The 14955-nt window shown below is 51.8% G+C and carries 21 protein-coding genes; 6 read left to right on the top strand and 15 right to left on the bottom strand.

The genetic code is table 11. From position 1 onward, the window contains the following. Nucleotides 1-17: 17 nt before the first annotated feature. Genes TURPA_RS23275 through TURPA_RS21310 form a run of 3 tightly spaced genes read right to left on the bottom strand, consistent with a single transcriptional unit; the run spans nucleotide 18 to nucleotide 2425 of the window. Nucleotides 18-686: a hypothetical protein gene (locus tag TURPA_RS23275; protein ID WP_014801721.1), complete on the bottom strand. Its 669-nt coding sequence runs from the start codon at nucleotides 684-686 to the stop codon at nucleotides 18-20. Continuing rightward, complete coding sequence (locus TURPA_RS02575; RefSeq protein ID WP_041948258.1) at nucleotides 673-969, bottom strand: HNH endonuclease; 297 nt, start codon at nucleotides 967-969, stop codon at nucleotides 673-675. Before TURPA_RS02575 ends, TURPA_RS23275 begins: the two co-directional genes overlap by 14 nt. Continuing rightward, the gene (locus TURPA_RS21310) at nucleotides 941-2425 is read right to left on the bottom strand and encodes a transposase (protein WP_157210369.1); all 1485 of its coding nucleotides are present in this window, start codon (nucleotides 2423-2425) and stop codon (nucleotides 941-943) included. The genes TURPA_RS02575 and TURPA_RS21310 overlap by 29 nt, the downstream gene beginning before the upstream one ends. 240 nt (nucleotides 2426-2665) lie before the next feature. Here TURPA_RS21310 and TURPA_RS02565 point away from each other — a divergent pair, with 240 nt between their 5' ends. Beyond that, nucleotides 2666-3502, top strand: coding sequence for a spermidine synthase (locus TURPA_RS02565; protein WP_157210368.1), 837 nt, complete (start codon nucleotides 2666-2668; stop codon nucleotides 3500-3502). 21 nt (nucleotides 3503-3523) lie between these two features. Here TURPA_RS02565 and TURPA_RS02560 read toward each other — a convergent pair whose 3' ends face one another. Then, entirely contained in the window at nucleotides 3524-4030 is a 507-nt protein-coding gene (locus TURPA_RS02560; protein WP_014801718.1) for a TlpA family protein disulfide reductase, read from the bottom strand. A 97-nt stretch (nucleotides 4031-4127) separates the two neighbouring features. Between TURPA_RS02560 and TURPA_RS02555 the strand changes: the two genes are divergently transcribed. After that, nucleotides 4128-4403, top strand: a complete 276-nt coding sequence (locus tag TURPA_RS02555; RefSeq protein WP_014801717.1) for a hypothetical protein — start codon at nucleotides 4128-4130, stop codon at nucleotides 4401-4403. 6 nt (nucleotides 4404-4409) lie between these two features. Here TURPA_RS02555 and sigJ read toward each other — a convergent pair whose 3' ends face one another. The 6 genes from sigJ to TURPA_RS02525 all read right to left on the bottom strand — a co-directional run bounded on the left by sigJ (nucleotide 4410) and on the right by TURPA_RS02525 (nucleotide 7743). Next, nucleotides 4410-5402: an RNA polymerase sigma factor SigJ gene (gene sigJ, locus TURPA_RS02550; protein WP_014801716.1), complete on the bottom strand. Its 993-nt coding sequence runs from the start codon at nucleotides 5400-5402 to the stop codon at nucleotides 4410-4412. Beyond that, nucleotides 5399-6022, bottom strand: coding sequence for a hypothetical protein (locus tag TURPA_RS02545; RefSeq protein ID WP_014801715.1), 624 nt, complete (start codon nucleotides 6020-6022; stop codon nucleotides 5399-5401). The genes sigJ and TURPA_RS02545 overlap by 4 nt, the downstream gene beginning before the upstream one ends. 50 nt (nucleotides 6023-6072) lie before the next feature. Continuing rightward, the gene (gene vapC / locus TURPA_RS02540) at nucleotides 6073-6477 is read right to left on the bottom strand and encodes a type II toxin-antitoxin system VapC family toxin (protein ID WP_014801714.1); all 405 of its coding nucleotides are present in this window, start codon (nucleotides 6475-6477) and stop codon (nucleotides 6073-6075) included. Then, a complete protein-coding gene (locus TURPA_RS02535) occupies nucleotides 6477-6671 on the bottom strand; it encodes a type II toxin-antitoxin system VapB family antitoxin (protein WP_041948257.1) in 195 nt (64 codons plus the stop codon). Before TURPA_RS02535 ends, vapC begins: the two co-directional genes overlap by 1 nt. A gap of 103 nt (nucleotides 6672-6774) precedes the next feature. Further along, nucleotides 6775-7083 (bottom strand): DUF1272 domain-containing protein, encoded by a 309-nt coding sequence (locus TURPA_RS02530; protein WP_014801712.1) that lies wholly within the window; start codon nucleotides 7081-7083, stop codon nucleotides 6775-6777. A gap of 3 nt (nucleotides 7084-7086) precedes the next feature. Further along, the gene (locus TURPA_RS02525) at nucleotides 7087-7743 is read right to left on the bottom strand and encodes a hypothetical protein (protein ID WP_014801711.1); all 657 of its coding nucleotides are present in this window, start codon (nucleotides 7741-7743) and stop codon (nucleotides 7087-7089) included. A 110-nt stretch (nucleotides 7744-7853) separates the two neighbouring features. On the opposite strand from TURPA_RS02525, the gene TURPA_RS02520 reads away from it, so the two are divergent. The 3 genes from TURPA_RS02520 to TURPA_RS02510 all read left to right on the top strand — a co-directional run bounded on the left by TURPA_RS02520 (nucleotide 7854) and on the right by TURPA_RS02510 (nucleotide 9345). After that, on the top strand, nucleotides 7854-8096 hold the full coding sequence (locus TURPA_RS02520) for a DUF2191 domain-containing protein (RefSeq protein WP_014801710.1): 243 nt from the start codon (nucleotides 7854-7856) through the stop codon (nucleotides 8094-8096). Continuing rightward, the gene (locus tag TURPA_RS02515; RefSeq protein WP_014801709.1) at nucleotides 8093-8524 is read left to right on the top strand and encodes a TA system VapC family ribonuclease toxin; all 432 of its coding nucleotides are present in this window, start codon (nucleotides 8093-8095) and stop codon (nucleotides 8522-8524) included. Before TURPA_RS02520 ends, TURPA_RS02515 begins: the two co-directional genes overlap by 4 nt. A gap of 92 nt (nucleotides 8525-8616) precedes the next feature. Next, on the top strand, nucleotides 8617-9345 hold the full coding sequence (locus TURPA_RS02510; RefSeq protein ID WP_014801708.1) for a SinI family restriction endonuclease: 729 nt from the start codon (nucleotides 8617-8619) through the stop codon (nucleotides 9343-9345). Here the strand turns inward: TURPA_RS02510 and TURPA_RS02505 are convergent. Next, on the bottom strand, nucleotides 9342-10586 hold the full coding sequence (locus tag TURPA_RS02505) for a DNA cytosine methyltransferase (protein WP_014801707.1): 1245 nt from the start codon (nucleotides 10584-10586) through the stop codon (nucleotides 9342-9344). The two genes, TURPA_RS02510 and TURPA_RS02505, sit on opposite strands and share 4 nt — an antisense overlap. 363 nt (nucleotides 10587-10949) lie before the next feature. Here TURPA_RS02505 and TURPA_RS02500 point away from each other — a divergent pair, with 363 nt between their 5' ends. Next, nucleotides 10950-11576: an HNH endonuclease gene (locus tag TURPA_RS02500; RefSeq protein ID WP_157210367.1), complete on the top strand. Its 627-nt coding sequence runs from the start codon at nucleotides 10950-10952 to the stop codon at nucleotides 11574-11576. 65 nt (nucleotides 11577-11641) lie between these two features. On the opposite strand, the gene TURPA_RS02495 is transcribed toward TURPA_RS02500, so the two are convergent. The 4 genes from TURPA_RS02495 to TURPA_RS02480 form a co-directional block, all read right to left on the bottom strand. Then, a complete protein-coding gene (locus TURPA_RS02495) occupies nucleotides 11642-11950 on the bottom strand; it encodes a hypothetical protein (RefSeq protein ID WP_014801705.1) in 309 nt (102 codons plus the stop codon). Nucleotides 11951-12045: 95 nt separating this feature from the next. Further along, nucleotides 12046-12723 carry a hypothetical protein gene (locus TURPA_RS02490; protein WP_014801704.1) on the bottom strand — a complete coding sequence of 226 codons (678 nt, stop codon included), beginning with the start codon at nucleotides 12721-12723 and terminating at the stop codon, nucleotides 12046-12048. 28 nt (nucleotides 12724-12751) lie between these two features. Beyond that, entirely contained in the window at nucleotides 12752-13732 is a 981-nt protein-coding gene (locus TURPA_RS21305) for an HD domain-containing protein (RefSeq protein WP_014801703.1), read from the bottom strand. Between the two features lie 599 nt (nucleotides 13733-14331). Beyond that, nucleotides 14332-14940 (bottom strand): transposase, encoded by a 609-nt coding sequence (locus TURPA_RS02480; protein WP_014801701.1) that lies wholly within the window; start codon nucleotides 14938-14940, stop codon nucleotides 14332-14334. Nucleotides 14941-14955 lie beyond the last annotated feature (15 nt).

Genomic DNA, 14955 nt, shown 5'->3' with positions numbered 1-14955 from the left:
TGGGTTACCTATGAAACCTATGCATCGGCTTCCACCTCCAACTGTGCTGCGGTACTATACCCTTGAACCAACCGATCGAGCCTACTTTTTACATTCCTGTGCCAGCCATCTTCAACTGGTGGCACGTTCTTGAAGGTCAGACCCGCGTGGCGAATTATCAAATCCCAAAGGTTGTACCTTGTATCGCGAATATCATCTAACGAAGGTCGTCTACGCTGCATTCTGACGGCCGCTGCTTTTTGTGCCACCTTCCAAGTTTTACGGGCTCGCAAGCCGTCGCCGTTCTTCTCTATCTTTGACCGGGCATTACATTGCAAAGTTTCGTAGACAGCTTTAGCTTCCCAAAGAGCGGATTGCGCCTCTGGTTTGGGCTCATAAGCCCTTTGATTAATTTGGAACGACATACGGTATTCGACACCGTACCAGATTGGGCGATTCCGTTTTGCTCTTTGGTCTAATTGCAATCGGTTCTTAAGAGCCGTTGGCTGCCAGAGAGCCTCACGGGGCTGATAAGTTACATGGCTCAACGTAATGAGGCGTGATGCGTTATAATCTTGGCATTCACCCCAAGATTCTGGGGGATTACCAGCCGCTCGGACGAACTCGCCTGAGCGATTCTGTAAACTGCGAACGACGTGACGAGCATGCCATTCATCGAATTTCTCTACTCGTTTATTTTCTGGCACCTTTTTGTTTTAACGTCTTCATCATATCAGCCACGAGCTGCTTGACCTCTTCATCGGTCATGTAGCGTTTTAAGTAGGCAACTTGATGATCTACAAGAACAATATTTTTGCCTTCGTGCTTGCCTCCTTTCCGCAATGGCACGCGATGTTCTGCGATACAATTTGTAGGCGTTAGTTCGCGATCTGTATAAGGACAGCGATAATGCTGCTTCTCGAGCAATTCGTAAAAATCCCTTGCCCTAAATATATATCGATTAGCTGGTTTGGAGCCATCTGCGCTCATACTTTCTCCCCCTAAGTGTGTTATTGATTTTAGCCCTTGGATAATCGCTCTTTATATGACTCTGCCATTCCTTGAGGGTCGTGCGCCGAGCAGGCCCGGTGACCATATACAAAACATGAGGTAAATTCGGCAGAATCCGCTGCACATCATACACGTGCTCCTTATTGTTTCGACTGATGACTGTCCGATCTATGACGTTTGTGAGTCCGATATGGCTCCATCGTGCTACAACTCGATGGCACATCCTTTTCGATAGACCATTTTCGCGGCAAATCAAGCTCAGGTCAGCATAGCCATTATCCGGCAAAGCCTGCCAAAGCTTCTGGGCCGTGTGCGCATATTGTCGCTCTCTGCGTCTCTGGTGCGATACCGTCGGGGCAGCGTAGAACTTTTGATACTCTGTAAGTGCATTTGCAAGCTTCTCGTTAGATGATCCGATTGCTTCCATTATCTCTCGATTCTCACGAAAGGCTTGGGCTCTCGGACTTAGTTCTCTCCGATCATCCATTGTCGGTGGTCGGTAGAAAAAAGGTTGCGTTAGAGCAGTGATTGTCTCGGCTTTTTGTCCGACATTCATACCCGACAAACCCCACCCGGCTTGTTTCGTCGAACGATCCAAATTATTGCCTAACAGGCTCTGATTTTGGGCCGTAATGCGCTCAGCTCCATAATATTTCAAGGCTCCGAAGAAACTGTATTCGTTCAGGTATAATTGTGAGTGTTCTGGCTTGATATAACGGTATGCTCGAAAGGCTGTCTTTAAGGCTCCCTGTCTTCCTTCTGCTGCTTGGGTATGTATTCCATTCTGTTGAAATCGTCTTCTGGATTTACCGGTGCCTCTTTTTGATTGAAGGTTGTGGTTTACTGTCCTATGATTGCGATTATAGGGTTTTAACCAGTCCATACCCATATCTGTGAAGAAGGGGGTGTTTTTGGGGATTTGTCTCTGTATTATGGGGAGTATGGTCTTGGTCTGTTGGTTGGGGATTGATTCATAGAGAGCAGGGCCGCCTTTCCATGTGGTGGTCTGTACCATTACTCCTACTTGTCTTCCGCCTAAAGAGTCAGTTAAGTATATAGAGGCTGTTTGGCCATGATGACGAAAGCGCTTTCGGCCTTTATTTGAGCGCTCTTTTGCACTAAAGAGAACTACTGAATCACTCTGGGGTATGGGCTTATTGCCTACGGGGGTGGTGACTCTCTTGTTTATATCGCTCCTGTCTGGTTCAAGGAGGTCTTTGGATTTATGGAAGCGCTTCTTAAGTTCAGAGTAAAACAAGCTCTCTACGGCGGACTTGTGTTGGGACGCAAAAACCTGAACCCGCTTTTTTAAACGTAAAGCAGCATCTTCAGAAATATTCAGGCAGCGCTTGATCTCTGCGCCAGTGATAACCTGAGGATACTTTGTGGCACTTTGGTCTAATACCCAACCAACTGTCCAGAGAGGTAGTTTCAAATAGGCGAAAGGAGTATGGCTGATTCGGGATACATGCTTTCTGCACTTAGGGCACTTCGCTACATAAGAGCGCGTGCTTACGCGGCCCGTCATTTTCACATTGCAAGAAGAGCAGGTCGATGGGTAGAATGAGTCGAGAATAATATCCGTCAGCTGGCTATAATATTCGTGGGAATGGGGTGAAACTGATAAATTCTGGACGGTGGTGGGGATTAAAGGGGAGCGATGTACTAAAATCCCTTGCAGCTAAAAACCGATCACCGTACCGTCAGGCTTGTGCAGGGTGACCGCGAGCAGTCAGTCTGGCGCAAAGACCAGCCCGACTACCTCGTGCACTCGTACGTGCAGCTCTGCGCGCTCGCGATGCTCACGTGGGTTGGCTATGCACCGAAACGCAAAGGCCGCGCGCTGATTATCGGTCTCGGCGGCGGCATTCTCTGCCGTTTTCTGCGCCGGCATTTCCCGAATGTAGAGATCGAGGCGTGCGAACCCGACGCGAAGGTGATTGCCATTGCACGCGAGCATTTTGCGCTCGACCCAAAGGTCATGGTGCATTGCGCCGACGGGCGCACGCATATGTCGGGCCGCACGGGAAAATACGATATCGTGCTGCTCGATGCATTCGACAGCACCTATGTGCCGGCGAATCTCATGACGTATGAGTTTCTGCAGCTCGTAAAGCAGCGCCTTGCACCCGGTGGCATTTTTATTTCAAACACATGGGTTCTGCCCGAGATCACCGCGCACGAAGACGCCACGTACATTTCAGTTTTCGGTTCAGCGTGGGATATTCGCCGCCGCCCGAATATCGACGGCAACCGAATTCTTCTCATCAACGGCGGCGCAGCAAATTCGGCCGACGCGCTTTACGACCTGCTTGCAGCCCGCACCGCAGAGCTCGATATACGCACGAAGTTTCACTCGACACCGCGCAAACCGGGCGAGCGCCGCATGCTCTCGTATTCTGAAATGGCCGAGCGCCTCGCGATCAGGCCGGTTGTCATGCCCGAAGATGGGCGCATCATGAACGACATGAACATCAAACGCATTCGCGCGCAGAGTTCGTTTGACGTCTGATTGTTGTCCGCAGGACAACAATCAGAGTAACGTTCTGATCCAGATGCCGAAACGGCTGGTATAGCCGACGATCACATGCGCAACCGAGCCGTCATTGTTTAATATGTAGACAGCAGGAAAGCGATCTACCATGAACCGGCGTTGAAGTTCGTGACTACCCGCGTAGACTGGCACGTTGACTTTAGTTTGGAATGGATTGAGCTCCTCAACATTTTCATAGTCAAGCCCGACGGCAATCGCCTGCACACGCTTGCTATCCTCAAAAAAATTCAGAGCGTCCATGCTGACCTTGCAAACGGCGCACCATGGCGCAAAAAAATAGATCACGGTCTTTTTACCACCGGTAATTACAATCTGGTTTTTTTCACCGCTAAGCGATGCGAGCTTGAGCTGGTGAATCGGAGCAATGTTCTGCGTGGCGGGTGCTTGGTACCAATTCACCGCGGCGGCGAAGAGAAAGATGCCTGCGAGGTATAGAACGGAGCGCCCTGCCCTGAGTAAGATTGTGCGCGGCGCTGGTAGAGGCATGGGTATATTGTAGATAAAAAATCAGGCTGTGGCGAATATATGCGGCAGTGGCGCGTAGAAAAAAATCGCAAATGTCTCTCTGCGGCGTCTAAGTGTCATGAAAGAATTAATTTTTGGGGCGCCCGCTACGGTGTTGCTGGCAGCTTCGATCGCCGGTGAGGCGCCGAAGTCGAATTCGCTGCCTTATTTTTGTTACTGGATGGAGAACGCCTCAGGTCGATACGAATGGGTGCCGGCAGAAGTCGGTGGTATCTACCACGGCGAAGGTTATGAGCGCTGCCAGGCGCTTGACTCGTGCAGCGGCGGGCTGAGTGAATCAAACGGTGGCTGCTACAAATGGGCCCGTTCTGCCCAGTCTGCCGCGGTGAAATAGGTTGGCTCACCGAAGCGCTGAAGGCGCGCGGCGCGAGAACAAAAATCGCATCAAGCTGTTTGCGGCAATGAGAAGGGTTGCTTTAGCGCCCAGAAATTTAGCCACAGGCTGCAGAATGCCCTGGCTCAGTAGCTTCTCACGGTCAGCGAAAAGCGTGAGCTTATTTGGGTTTCTGACAATCAGCGTACGCGTGATTCTCCCGTGACCATATTCAAAAAACTGCGCGGCATACGGTTTGCCATCAGCGTAAATAATGATCGCGTCGGTATTATTCATTCGCGCTGCATAGTAGAGTTTACGACCACCCTTGTGCCGCACGGCAAATATAAACTTGGCCACTTTGCTTTTGCCCACCACCGGTATTGACGACGCATTCACCTTGCCACCGCCATCGCTGAGAAGCGTCGCATCGTGCCCGAGCATCTGCACCAGTTTTTCCAGGTTGTCGCCGCTGCAGGCGGCAAGAAACGCTGCCAGCAACTCTCGTTCGTGCGGGCCGGCAGATGTTTGAACACCGAGTTCGCGGCGCAGTGACTTTTTCGCCCGGTGAAATACCTGGCGGCAGTTGTCAGCACTCTTGCGCACGACCTTGGCGATTTCTATATAGTCATAGTCAAAAATTTCACGCAAGATAAAAACCGCGCGTTCTGCCGGCGCAAGCTTCTGCAGCAGCAGCAAGAAGGCATAGCTGACCGTCTCGCGCTGCATCGCATCTTCGTGAGCGAGATAAAGATCGGGCATCGGCTCGGGAAGCCACGGGCCCACATAGGTTTCGCGCTTTTTGCGCGCACTGCGCAAGAGGTCGAGGCATAGCCGCGTGACGATGGTCGTCAGCAGTGCGGCTGCCGAACCTACTTTCTCTGCAGGTACTTGCGCGAAGCGCAGCCATGCCTCTTGCAGAATGTCTTCGCTGTCGGCCAGGCTGCCTGTCATGCGGTATGCAAGCGACAAGAGCCGTGGTCGCGTCTCGGTATAGAGTGTCAGGTGAGAGGCGCTCATAAAAACTTATAGCCTGCAGGCAGACGAACTTCATAGAGTGCGCCGCCGAAGCAAAGCAATATTAGAACTGCGGCACCCATACCCGTGACGAAGAGGGTGCAGACTGCCAAGGTGCGCGCGAAGCCCGGCTGCATGCGTAGCCGCAACGCCGCAGCAAGGTGCACAAAGACGGCGGTTAATCCTAAAAAATAATAGGGAAAGAAATAATATTTGTGCAGACCGCCCTGCAGCACTGCGGCCGCAAAATAGAAGTTCGTGTCGAGTTGCTGCAGGTAGCGCCCGACCATCACTGCCGGCACATGCTGCAGCAAGAATGTCGCGATCGCAATGCCTGACCAGGTCTGCAGTCGTGGCCAAAAGCCCAGGCGTTTATGGCGGCCATGGTAGGCGAGCACCAAACCGGTAACCACCTGCAGCAGTGCTGCGGCAAGCAGCAATACCTCAACCGCAGCAAAACGGTAAACGGCCCGCAGCTGGCGCATCGCCGCGATATGCGTCTCAATGCCCGTTAGTGCCATGAGGTGGTTCGCGATGTGCGGTAAGATAAAAATTAAAAGCACGACTGCACTCGCCCTGTGCAGCACGCGGGTCAGATCAAAGCCATGGAATAACGTTTTCATAACCCTCTGACGGGGCAGGGGGCATGTTTGTGACAGCGCGCTGTATTTTTCTATTTTTTCAGCACTTTGAGTTTTAGGGGCTTGGCCATTAGATCAAAATCGCGGTCGCGGTGCAGCACTGCGCAACCAGCCTGCAGCGCATACCATGCGATGAGGCAATCATTGGTCTTTCTGATTGTGATGCCTTGTCTGCGCAATGTGCGATAAAGGTTCGCTGCCCCCTCTGCTGCGTCGTATGGATTAAAGTGAAGGCGTGGCATTGAGCTGAGCAATAATTTCGTATGGTCAAATTCTTGCTGGGATTTCAGGCCCTGTAATATCTCTTGCACGATCAGAGGACAAATTACCACCTGATCATTGCTTAAGAGTTCATTCATCTTGCCTGCGGTCTCAGATTCACGACCCAACAGGTAGTCTATCCAGGCAGAGGTGTCGACGAGAACCGGGGCAGACATCACCGGGTCTTGCGCATTTCATCGAGATCGCCTTCCCAATGCAGCTTGCCCCTTAGATTCAATAGCGCGCGGCGATGGTGTAGCTTAACCAGTTCATGCAGCGCATGGTCGATCAGTTCGCGTTTTGTCTTTTTGCCGCTTAGTCTCATCGCTTCTTTGACGAGTTTGTCGTCGAGTACAATGTTGGTGCGCATACACATAAAATAGCCAATTTATACACATTGTCAAGAATCTTGTCCCATTCTTGCTGAAGTGGTCACGCTTGCGATACTTGAAGCAGGGGGTTCGTTAAGCGAGTCACCGCTTTTGCGGCGGCACGTGGCGCAGGCTCGCTGAAAATTTTTCGTGTTCAATCTCGTTGACCGGTCGGTGCTTCACGACCGTCGAAGCCGGGTCTTTGCCGAGATAATTATCGCCCTTATGGTTCTGCGCCGGCCGCACCGGCCGCGGCACGAAACCGCCGCCACAGTTGGGGCAAACATTGTGCAGCACGTGGTCGACGCAGTGCACGCAGAATGTGCACTCATAAGAACAAATGCGAGCCTCGGCCGACTCGGGCGGCAACAGCCGGTTACAGTTCTCGCATGTCGGCCGCAGTTCGAGCATGGTTCAGAACGTATGCAATCCTAATTTTTTATCAAGCCAGTTCGCCCACATGATCACCGGCGTGAGAGCGAGCGCGCTGACTGCCAGCACCGTTTGGTCATTCGGAGGTGGTGGCCCGAAGATTGCCGCAACATACATCACCAGAAAAAAGACGATGAGGATTGCGAAATGAATCCAGGCACTTCTTGCCGCGTTGCGAACCATGCGCACATAGATCGCGATACCGACCGCAAAAATACCCAGCTCGACGACGAGCGTGCCTGCCAGGGAGTTCCAGAGTTCAAGGCCCATTCTTGCGCCGTGCGGCGCGAGTGTCATGTCGGCGGTGTGGGTAACATAGTCGAGCAGCCAGTGGCTCATGACTGCGAGTGCGGTGAGAAGGAATGCTTTCGCCGTGCGCACGCGCCAGTAAACGACCGCGCCGAAGAGCGTGCCCCATACCGCCGACATGAGTAAGCTGTGCGACCAGTGCACGATTTCAAGATTCAGCGGCGTGACGACCGTGATGCCCGGCACGACGCTCGCCTTTTCAATGCCGATCAGCAGAAACACCGGCCAGAGAATATCGAGAAACATCGCGCCGGCAAACCACACACCGAGCGGCACCTTAGGTTCGGCTTTTTTCAGCGCAAAGCCAACAGCGAAGTGTCCGATGAACATGCGCCAGTCGAACCCGGCTGTGTCAGGTGGTCAAGCGGGGTTGGGAAGCCTGCCTATGGCATTAGGTCAAAAAAATTGCCATATAATATGGCTGTTTATATACTGCCCATATGAAAACAACAATGATCTTGCCTGATCAGCTGATGCAGAAGGCTAAACTGCATGCCCGCGAGAACCACACGACGATGACGAGGCTCGTTGAAGATGCGCTGCGTGCATACCTTGGCGCTGCGCGTGCTCCAGTGAAAAAAACATGGCGCATAGAGGCGGTGGGCAAAGGCGGGTTCGTTTCACCAGACCTTGAAGCGAACTGGCCGAAAATGCGCGACCTGCTTTACGAGCGTGAAAAGTGAACGCTATCGATACCAATATTCTGGTCTATGCACATCGCGCCGATAGCCCGTGGCATGAAAGCGCAAAAGCTTTTGTTGAAACGGCGCTTACATCAGACGAGAAGCATGGCATACCGTACCACTGCCTCGTTGAATTTTTCGGCATCGTCACCAATGCGCGTATTTTTAAGATACCCACCGCTCCCGAGACGGCGATGAGGCAATGCCGAAATCTCATCGCAGCCCCTGCGGTTCAGATTCTCACAGAATCAAGCTCTAGTTTCGAAATCTTTGCCCCGCTGCTGGCGAAAAGCCGCGTCGCAGGTTCGGCGGTGCATGATGCACGTATTGCCGCGGTGTGTCTCGAGAACGGCGTGCGGGTCATCTACACACTCGACCGTGATTTCAGCAGGTTTGCGGGGTTGCGGGTGAAAAATCCGTTGGGGTGAGGGGTAACTTGTTTGCCTGCCCACCGAATTAATGCACATGCGCAAAACTAAAAATATCTCGCAAGTGTATGCGAGACAGATGAATTTGCCCGATGAGGCGCATCATTAGTTCAGGTAATCTTGCCGCTTTGGTGCAACAGAGCCGCGAAATTTTCGAAATGCAGCGTATCGATGCAGACATGCAAGCAGTAACCTGCCTGCTAGGCGTTCTGATCCAGAATCCAGATCTGGCACCCGAATATAAGTCATTGCCCCCCGATCCGCAGCGCATTCTCTTATGGTGGTTGGGCAAGTACCATTCTAGCTATTCGAACCGCATCTCGCAGAGGTCGTCTCGATATCCCGGTACAATGCCCGATACGATGGTTTCGAAAATCATCAAAGCACGGCTAGGGCGATTGTCTGACGAAGACCTAAAGAAAATCAGCGACGCTCACCGGATATCCATGTCTTCAGAGAATATTCTTGGTTTGCTTTTGGAAGAATTTCTTGCGACACACCTCAAGAAATATGGCTGGCACTGCGCATGGGGCGAGAGCATCAAGAGCGTCGATTTTGTCAGTGCCACTGGCCTTTTGCTGCAGGTTAAGAATCGAAGCAATTCTGAGAATAGCTCTTCAAGTAGAGTGCGAACTGGCACCAGTATCTTAAAATGGCACCGGGTCAATGCCACAACGGGCCGTTACAATTGGGAAGCTCTGAATAAGATCATTGGTGGCAACTGCGCCCTGTCAGAAGAAGTCTTTGAGGCTTTCGTCAAAGAAACGCTCAGGGCAAACCCCGCGGCATTGGCTGTTGAGCCAGATAATCTGTGGCTCTAGGCGAACAACACGCTTTGTTTATCGGCTTCGATTGTTTTTAGATAATTTCTCTCCCATGAAATGTGGTCTGTCATCTTGTAGCGTGAATACTCGAATCCAGTCTGTACGACAAATTTTTCATTGTTGAGATATTTCATCACATGCCTGCCAACGGCTCTGCCCAAAGAAATCGGCACGGCATTGCCAACCTGCCGGTATTGATCAAGCAGCTTACCTTCAATGTGCCAGCTATCGGGAAATTCTTGCAGCTTCTTATATTCTTGAACACTCAGCGGCCGGTCTTCTTCAGGGTGCGCCAGATCTGTCGCAGGCATCGCCGGGTGCGTCACCAGGGTTGGCGAAGCTTCGTCCCAGGGTAAACGGCGTAAGAAGCCGGTTTTACCGCCACCTGCATAATATGAAGCGCCCAATGCTTCTTTCTGCAGATGTTCGGGCAAATGCTTCCAGTACTGGCCCGCCTTTAACAGCCGATAGTATTTCAATCTCTTCTCGGGAAATTTAACAAAATCATGCTCTTTAATCTTTAATTTGCCGATTGCCTGACGAACGGTTCGCCATCTTGGTAAATTCATCAATCCATCTTTTGAATGCGTTGGCTCAAGATAGGGCAGGCTGACACCGTCACGACTGGCAATCAGAATCACGCGCTCTCTTTTCTGGGGTGCACCGAAATTTGCCGCGTTGTAGAGATTAAACGAAACGCCGTACTTCGCTGTGCGCAGCATATTCAACGCAAACCACAAAGCCCCGCCGGGCATCTCTTCAGGGGTTAGGGGCGCAAAGCCGCGACCGCGCTGCTGGTGGGGCCGGTGTATCAACGGCGCCGAGAGCAAACCGCGTACATTTTCAATGACCGCGAGTTTAGGCTTCAGCTGAATGATCATTTCAATAAAATTCAAGAAGACGTTGCCTCTGATATCTTCAAAGCTCAGTCGTTTACCGGCGGTGCTGAATGGCTGGCATGGCGGGCCGCCGACGACCAGGTCAATTTCGTCGCGAGCACCCAAGCCGGCCGCCTTGCGAATCTGAGCGGGCGTATATTCGCGAATGTCGCCAATGACATTTAAATCGGGTTTGTTGCGGCGAATCGTTGCGATACAGCTCTTGTCGATTTCTGAAACCAACAGAGGTTCGATACCCTCGGCTTCAAGCCCAAGGTCGAGGCCCATCGCGCCAGAGAAGAAGCTCAGGCTGTGTATTTTCTTGCGAAACGGGATAATTTTTGCTGCTTTCGCGGGCATGTATTATGTCTCTAAGCATGCGGATTGCAACAGTGCGTCAAGTTGAATGGGGGTGGTGAATGTTGAGATGAACCGCGAAGGACACGGAGGTTCGAGGTCAGAAATTGCAGAGCTGCTTTCATGGCTACGCTGGATTGTTCTTTGCGTGCTGGTCATAAGTAATTGATTTGACTCAAGCTTTCCGCACACAGAAGCTGTATTTAGGTAAACAGTTTGGCTGCCCGAAGAAATACTTGGACTCGCAAGCAGTTGATTGTTGCCTTAGAGTTCTACTGTCGAACCCCTTTCGGCAAGTTGCACAGTAGAAATCCTGAAATCATAAAGCTCGCAAAGGTAATCGGGCGTACTCCAGGGGCGTTGGCAATGAAGCTGGTGAATTTTGCCAGCTTTGACCCAGTGCTGCGTGAGCGGGGGATTCGCGGTTTGGCCGGCGCCGGCGCCGGTGATCGTTTGGTGTGGGATGAGTTTAGCGGCCATTGGGAAGAACTAGCCCTGCAGAGCGCACAAATCAAGTCGTCTTTGGGTGAAGAAAACAAAACCGATGAATTGCCCGATTTTATTCTGAAGGAAATTCACCCGGACCAGACAGAGTCAAAGAGTCTCGTCAAAATTCGCCGGGTACAAGGTTTCTTCAGGGATGCCGTGCTCAGCAGCTATGAATACCAGTGTGCGTTTTGCGGTTTTGCGGTGGTGCCCATGCTGAATGCCAGTCATATCATACCGTGGAGCCGCACCACAACACAGCGGGCAGACCCGCAAAACGGTTTGGCCCTTTGCGCATTTCATGATCGGGCATTCGATCGGGGGTTTATGTCACTGCAGCCCGATCTACAAATAATGCTATCACCCGAAGTCAAGAAGGCGAAGCCATCTAAGATGCACCAAGTCAGCCTTTTGGGGCTCGAAGGTAAAGTAATGACAGCCCCCATTCGTTTTTTGCCCGACAATGCGGCCTTGGATTACCATCGCGCAAATATCTTCCGAAGTTAGTCGGCATTCAGCTGCCGCCGAGATTATTTGTAATCGCATATTTGAAGAGGTGACAGAGACAGTTTCTATGCCAAATTTGCTCCGAGCGAGGCAATAAAATCCTCAATATCTTGGCTCGATGTGCTTGACTCTGGGGTCTCCCTAAGACTATGAAACTCCAACCATGTATAGTCTAGCTCCTCATCGAAATCATGCTCCGGTTCAATCGGCAATGGCGCCAAAGCCTTATCAAAATACTGCCCCGATATCAGGTGCTTCTTGATCTCTTCTGTTAGCTGCTCAGCCGTTTTGCCCGTGCGGTTCGGGAACACTACATCGTACCAAGTCTTATAATTACCCGCATCGCGGTAAAGGTATGTGAATTTAACGTTCATCACCTGGCTGAATGCGCCAAGTTACGTTGTCAAATGCAACTTTGAGTACGTGATTAATCCTCAACACCTCACTATGCACATCTGCCACAGGTCATCTACCCAATCGCTGCTCTAAAAAGCCACACGTACGCGGCGATGGCGGTGGCAATTTCGAGTGGGTGAAATGGTGGTTGCACCATGAGAAAAATGCGCAGCGGTAGAAATGTGGCGAGGCCCCAGAGAAAGAAGCCGATGCGAAACGCAAGGCCAGAGTTGCCGCTGCCGGCGGCGTCGATGACGGCAGCGAAGCACGCTTCGAGTGCGATGAAGCCGATGGTGACCTGCGCCATGACGAGCGCGTGCACGGTGAGTTTGCGAAAGCGCAGCTTGTGAAAGAGCGCGCCGAGGCGTGTGCCATAGAGCGCTACCCAGAGCGCGGCGAAAAAATGCCCGAAGAAATGAATGCCGAAAACCCAGTTCTCGGGTTTTTTCATTTGAAAGCCGGCAAACATCAGCCACAGGCCGCCGAGCGCGACAAACCCATAGCCGACCTGGGGTATTGAAGACGCGCCGAAGTTTTCGTCGATGACGCTGCCCGCATCGGCGCGGTCATAGACATAACGCGCGACCATAAGCATGAAGATGTAGAGTTGAATGCCCTCGACAAACCAGTAATAGGTGTTGAAGCGCGCCACGAAATACGATTCGATCGGCGCATAGGCGAACTGAAAGAACGCCATCACCATCACATCGAGCAAGATGTTGTCCCACGAAATATTTTTGAGCAGGGTCATTGGCGTTACCTATTTGTTATTTTGCCCGCTATTTGATTTTACCAAAATTCGGGTAGGTGCGGTAGTGGTTGAAGCGCGGCTCAAGCAGCAGAGCATTCAGTGACTCGCACACTTCGGCGAGCAGCGGCTCGTCTTCGGCGCGTTCTGCCATCATGTAGAAGCCGCTCGGGCCGTCATAGCCCCAGTCAAGCGTGACGCTGCCGTTGCTGCAGGTGCCGATTATTTCAGCCGGGCCCTGTATGGGTTTAGAAAAATCGGTGAAGCCGAGGTTTATCTGCAGGTGCGCCTTGATGCTTTCGTAAATTTCTGCATTGGTCTCGTCGATTTCGAAGACCGTGCGGCCCAATGCATTGCGAGTGAAGCGCCCGATAAACGTGTCGGGCTTTTGCAGCAGACGAATCTCGTCGGCGAGATTCTGCCGCGCCTGCGCTTCGAAACGCGTTCGCGCTGTTTCGGTGAAGTAGAGCTGCGGCCGCGCCAGAAATTTTTTCAGCACCGCGATGCGGCCCTCGCGGTACGCGTTCTCAGTCACATGCGCATATTCGCGGCGAATCGCGACGAGATAGTCGTGGTAGCGATTCCGTTCACTGCCCAAGACCGCCAGGTCGGCGTCGAGAAAAAGCTGCATGTCAAAACTACCATTCGCCGGCTGGTGCTTCTTTGTCGCATTGATGAGGATTGATATTTGTTCTGTCTGCTCTAGCCCGAGCCCAAGCCGGCCCGCATCACGGCGCCAAAGAGCGGTACTCGCTTCTTCGTTATCGCTGCGTGTGGCGTCGTAAACGGCATCGTGGTAGAGGCAGGCAAATAGAATATTTTCATAGCTCTCGAAGTCGTCGCGGTGCTCAGCGAGCAGCATCGTCATTTCTGCCAGGTGCAGTTCGGTGTGATAGAATCGCCCCGATTCGCCATACGCCGACAGAACTTCGCTCAAGACAGCCGGGCCACCGTCGTGAAAATGCATGAGCTGCCGCCATTCACGGCGCGCTGCGGTCAAAAGGTCGCTCATCGGGGGAGTGATTCTCCCGTTGCCATAAGATAGCTATCGTTTTTTATACGATAAACCCTTCGCCGCGATCTGTAGAGACGCCCTTCACGGGCGTCGCCTTCGCTTTTTGGCGTGAATTTAAAGAGACGCCCATGAAGGGCGTCTCCTCCGTTTTCTGCCGTTAATTCAAAGAGACGCCCATGAAGGGCGTCTCTACAGTTTTGTCGTGGTGACTATTTATTGTAAATTCTACGACCTCGGCCCGAGACAGATGATGTTTCATTTCTGAATGCAATCCTCCTTGTGCCGCAATCCGTAGAGACGCCCTTCACGGGCGTCTCCTCCGTTTTCTGCCGTCAATTCAAAGAGACGCCCATGAAGGGCGTCTCTACAGTTTTGTCGTGGTGACTATTTATTGTAAATTCTACGACCTCGGCCGAGACAGATGAAATCTCATTTCTCAAGGCAATTCTCCATCTACCGCAATCTGTAGAGACGCCCTTCACGGGCGTCTCCTTCGTTTTCTGCCTTGAATTTAAAGAGACGCCCATGAAGGTCGTCTCTACGGATTTAAATCTTGAGAATTCTGTGATTGCGCTCTGGTATGCGTCATAAACGGATTATGAACCATAATACTCATCTTTTGTCCAGTTTACCGGGTTTTGCTGAATGTATTGCCGAATTGCTGTGAGGGACGCGTCATCGCGAATAATGTGCTCGTAAAACCTGGTTTGCCAGGAAAAATCAGGCGCGAAGTTGCGTCTAATGCCCAGGGTGCACGCGCGTTTGAATTGATTCGTGATTATGGAAATATTCGCGTTGGCGCGATCTGTAGAGACGCCCTTCCCGGGCGTCTCCTTCATTTTTTGGCGCGAATTCAATGAGACGCCCGTAAAGGGCGTCTCTACGGTTTTTCTGTCGGCAATTGATTGTATGCCAAAGGTATTGGCGTCAATGGATTCACCGATGATTAGAATACCATGCACATGGTTTGGCATGACGATAAATTCATCGACCTTCAGATTTTGTACCAATTGGCCAGTTCTGTGCCATTCGCGCCAAACGAGGTTACCCGCCTCGTTCAATGCCATGATACCATTTCGTATTTCACCAAACCAAGAACGGCGGCCTCTTGCGCAGATGGTGACAAAATATGCACCCGGCTTTGCATAGTCGTACCCCGGTAGCCTGGTCGATTCAACGCGAAACGTATGTTTGAATAACGCCATTTCGACCCTGCTTTT

It is taken from the genome of Turneriella parva DSM 21527, assembly GCF_000266885.1.
Taxonomy (GTDB): Bacteria; Spirochaetota; Leptospiria; order Turneriellales; family Turneriellaceae; genus Turneriella; species Turneriella parva.
This window is presented reverse-complemented; position numbering and strand designations above follow the sequence as displayed.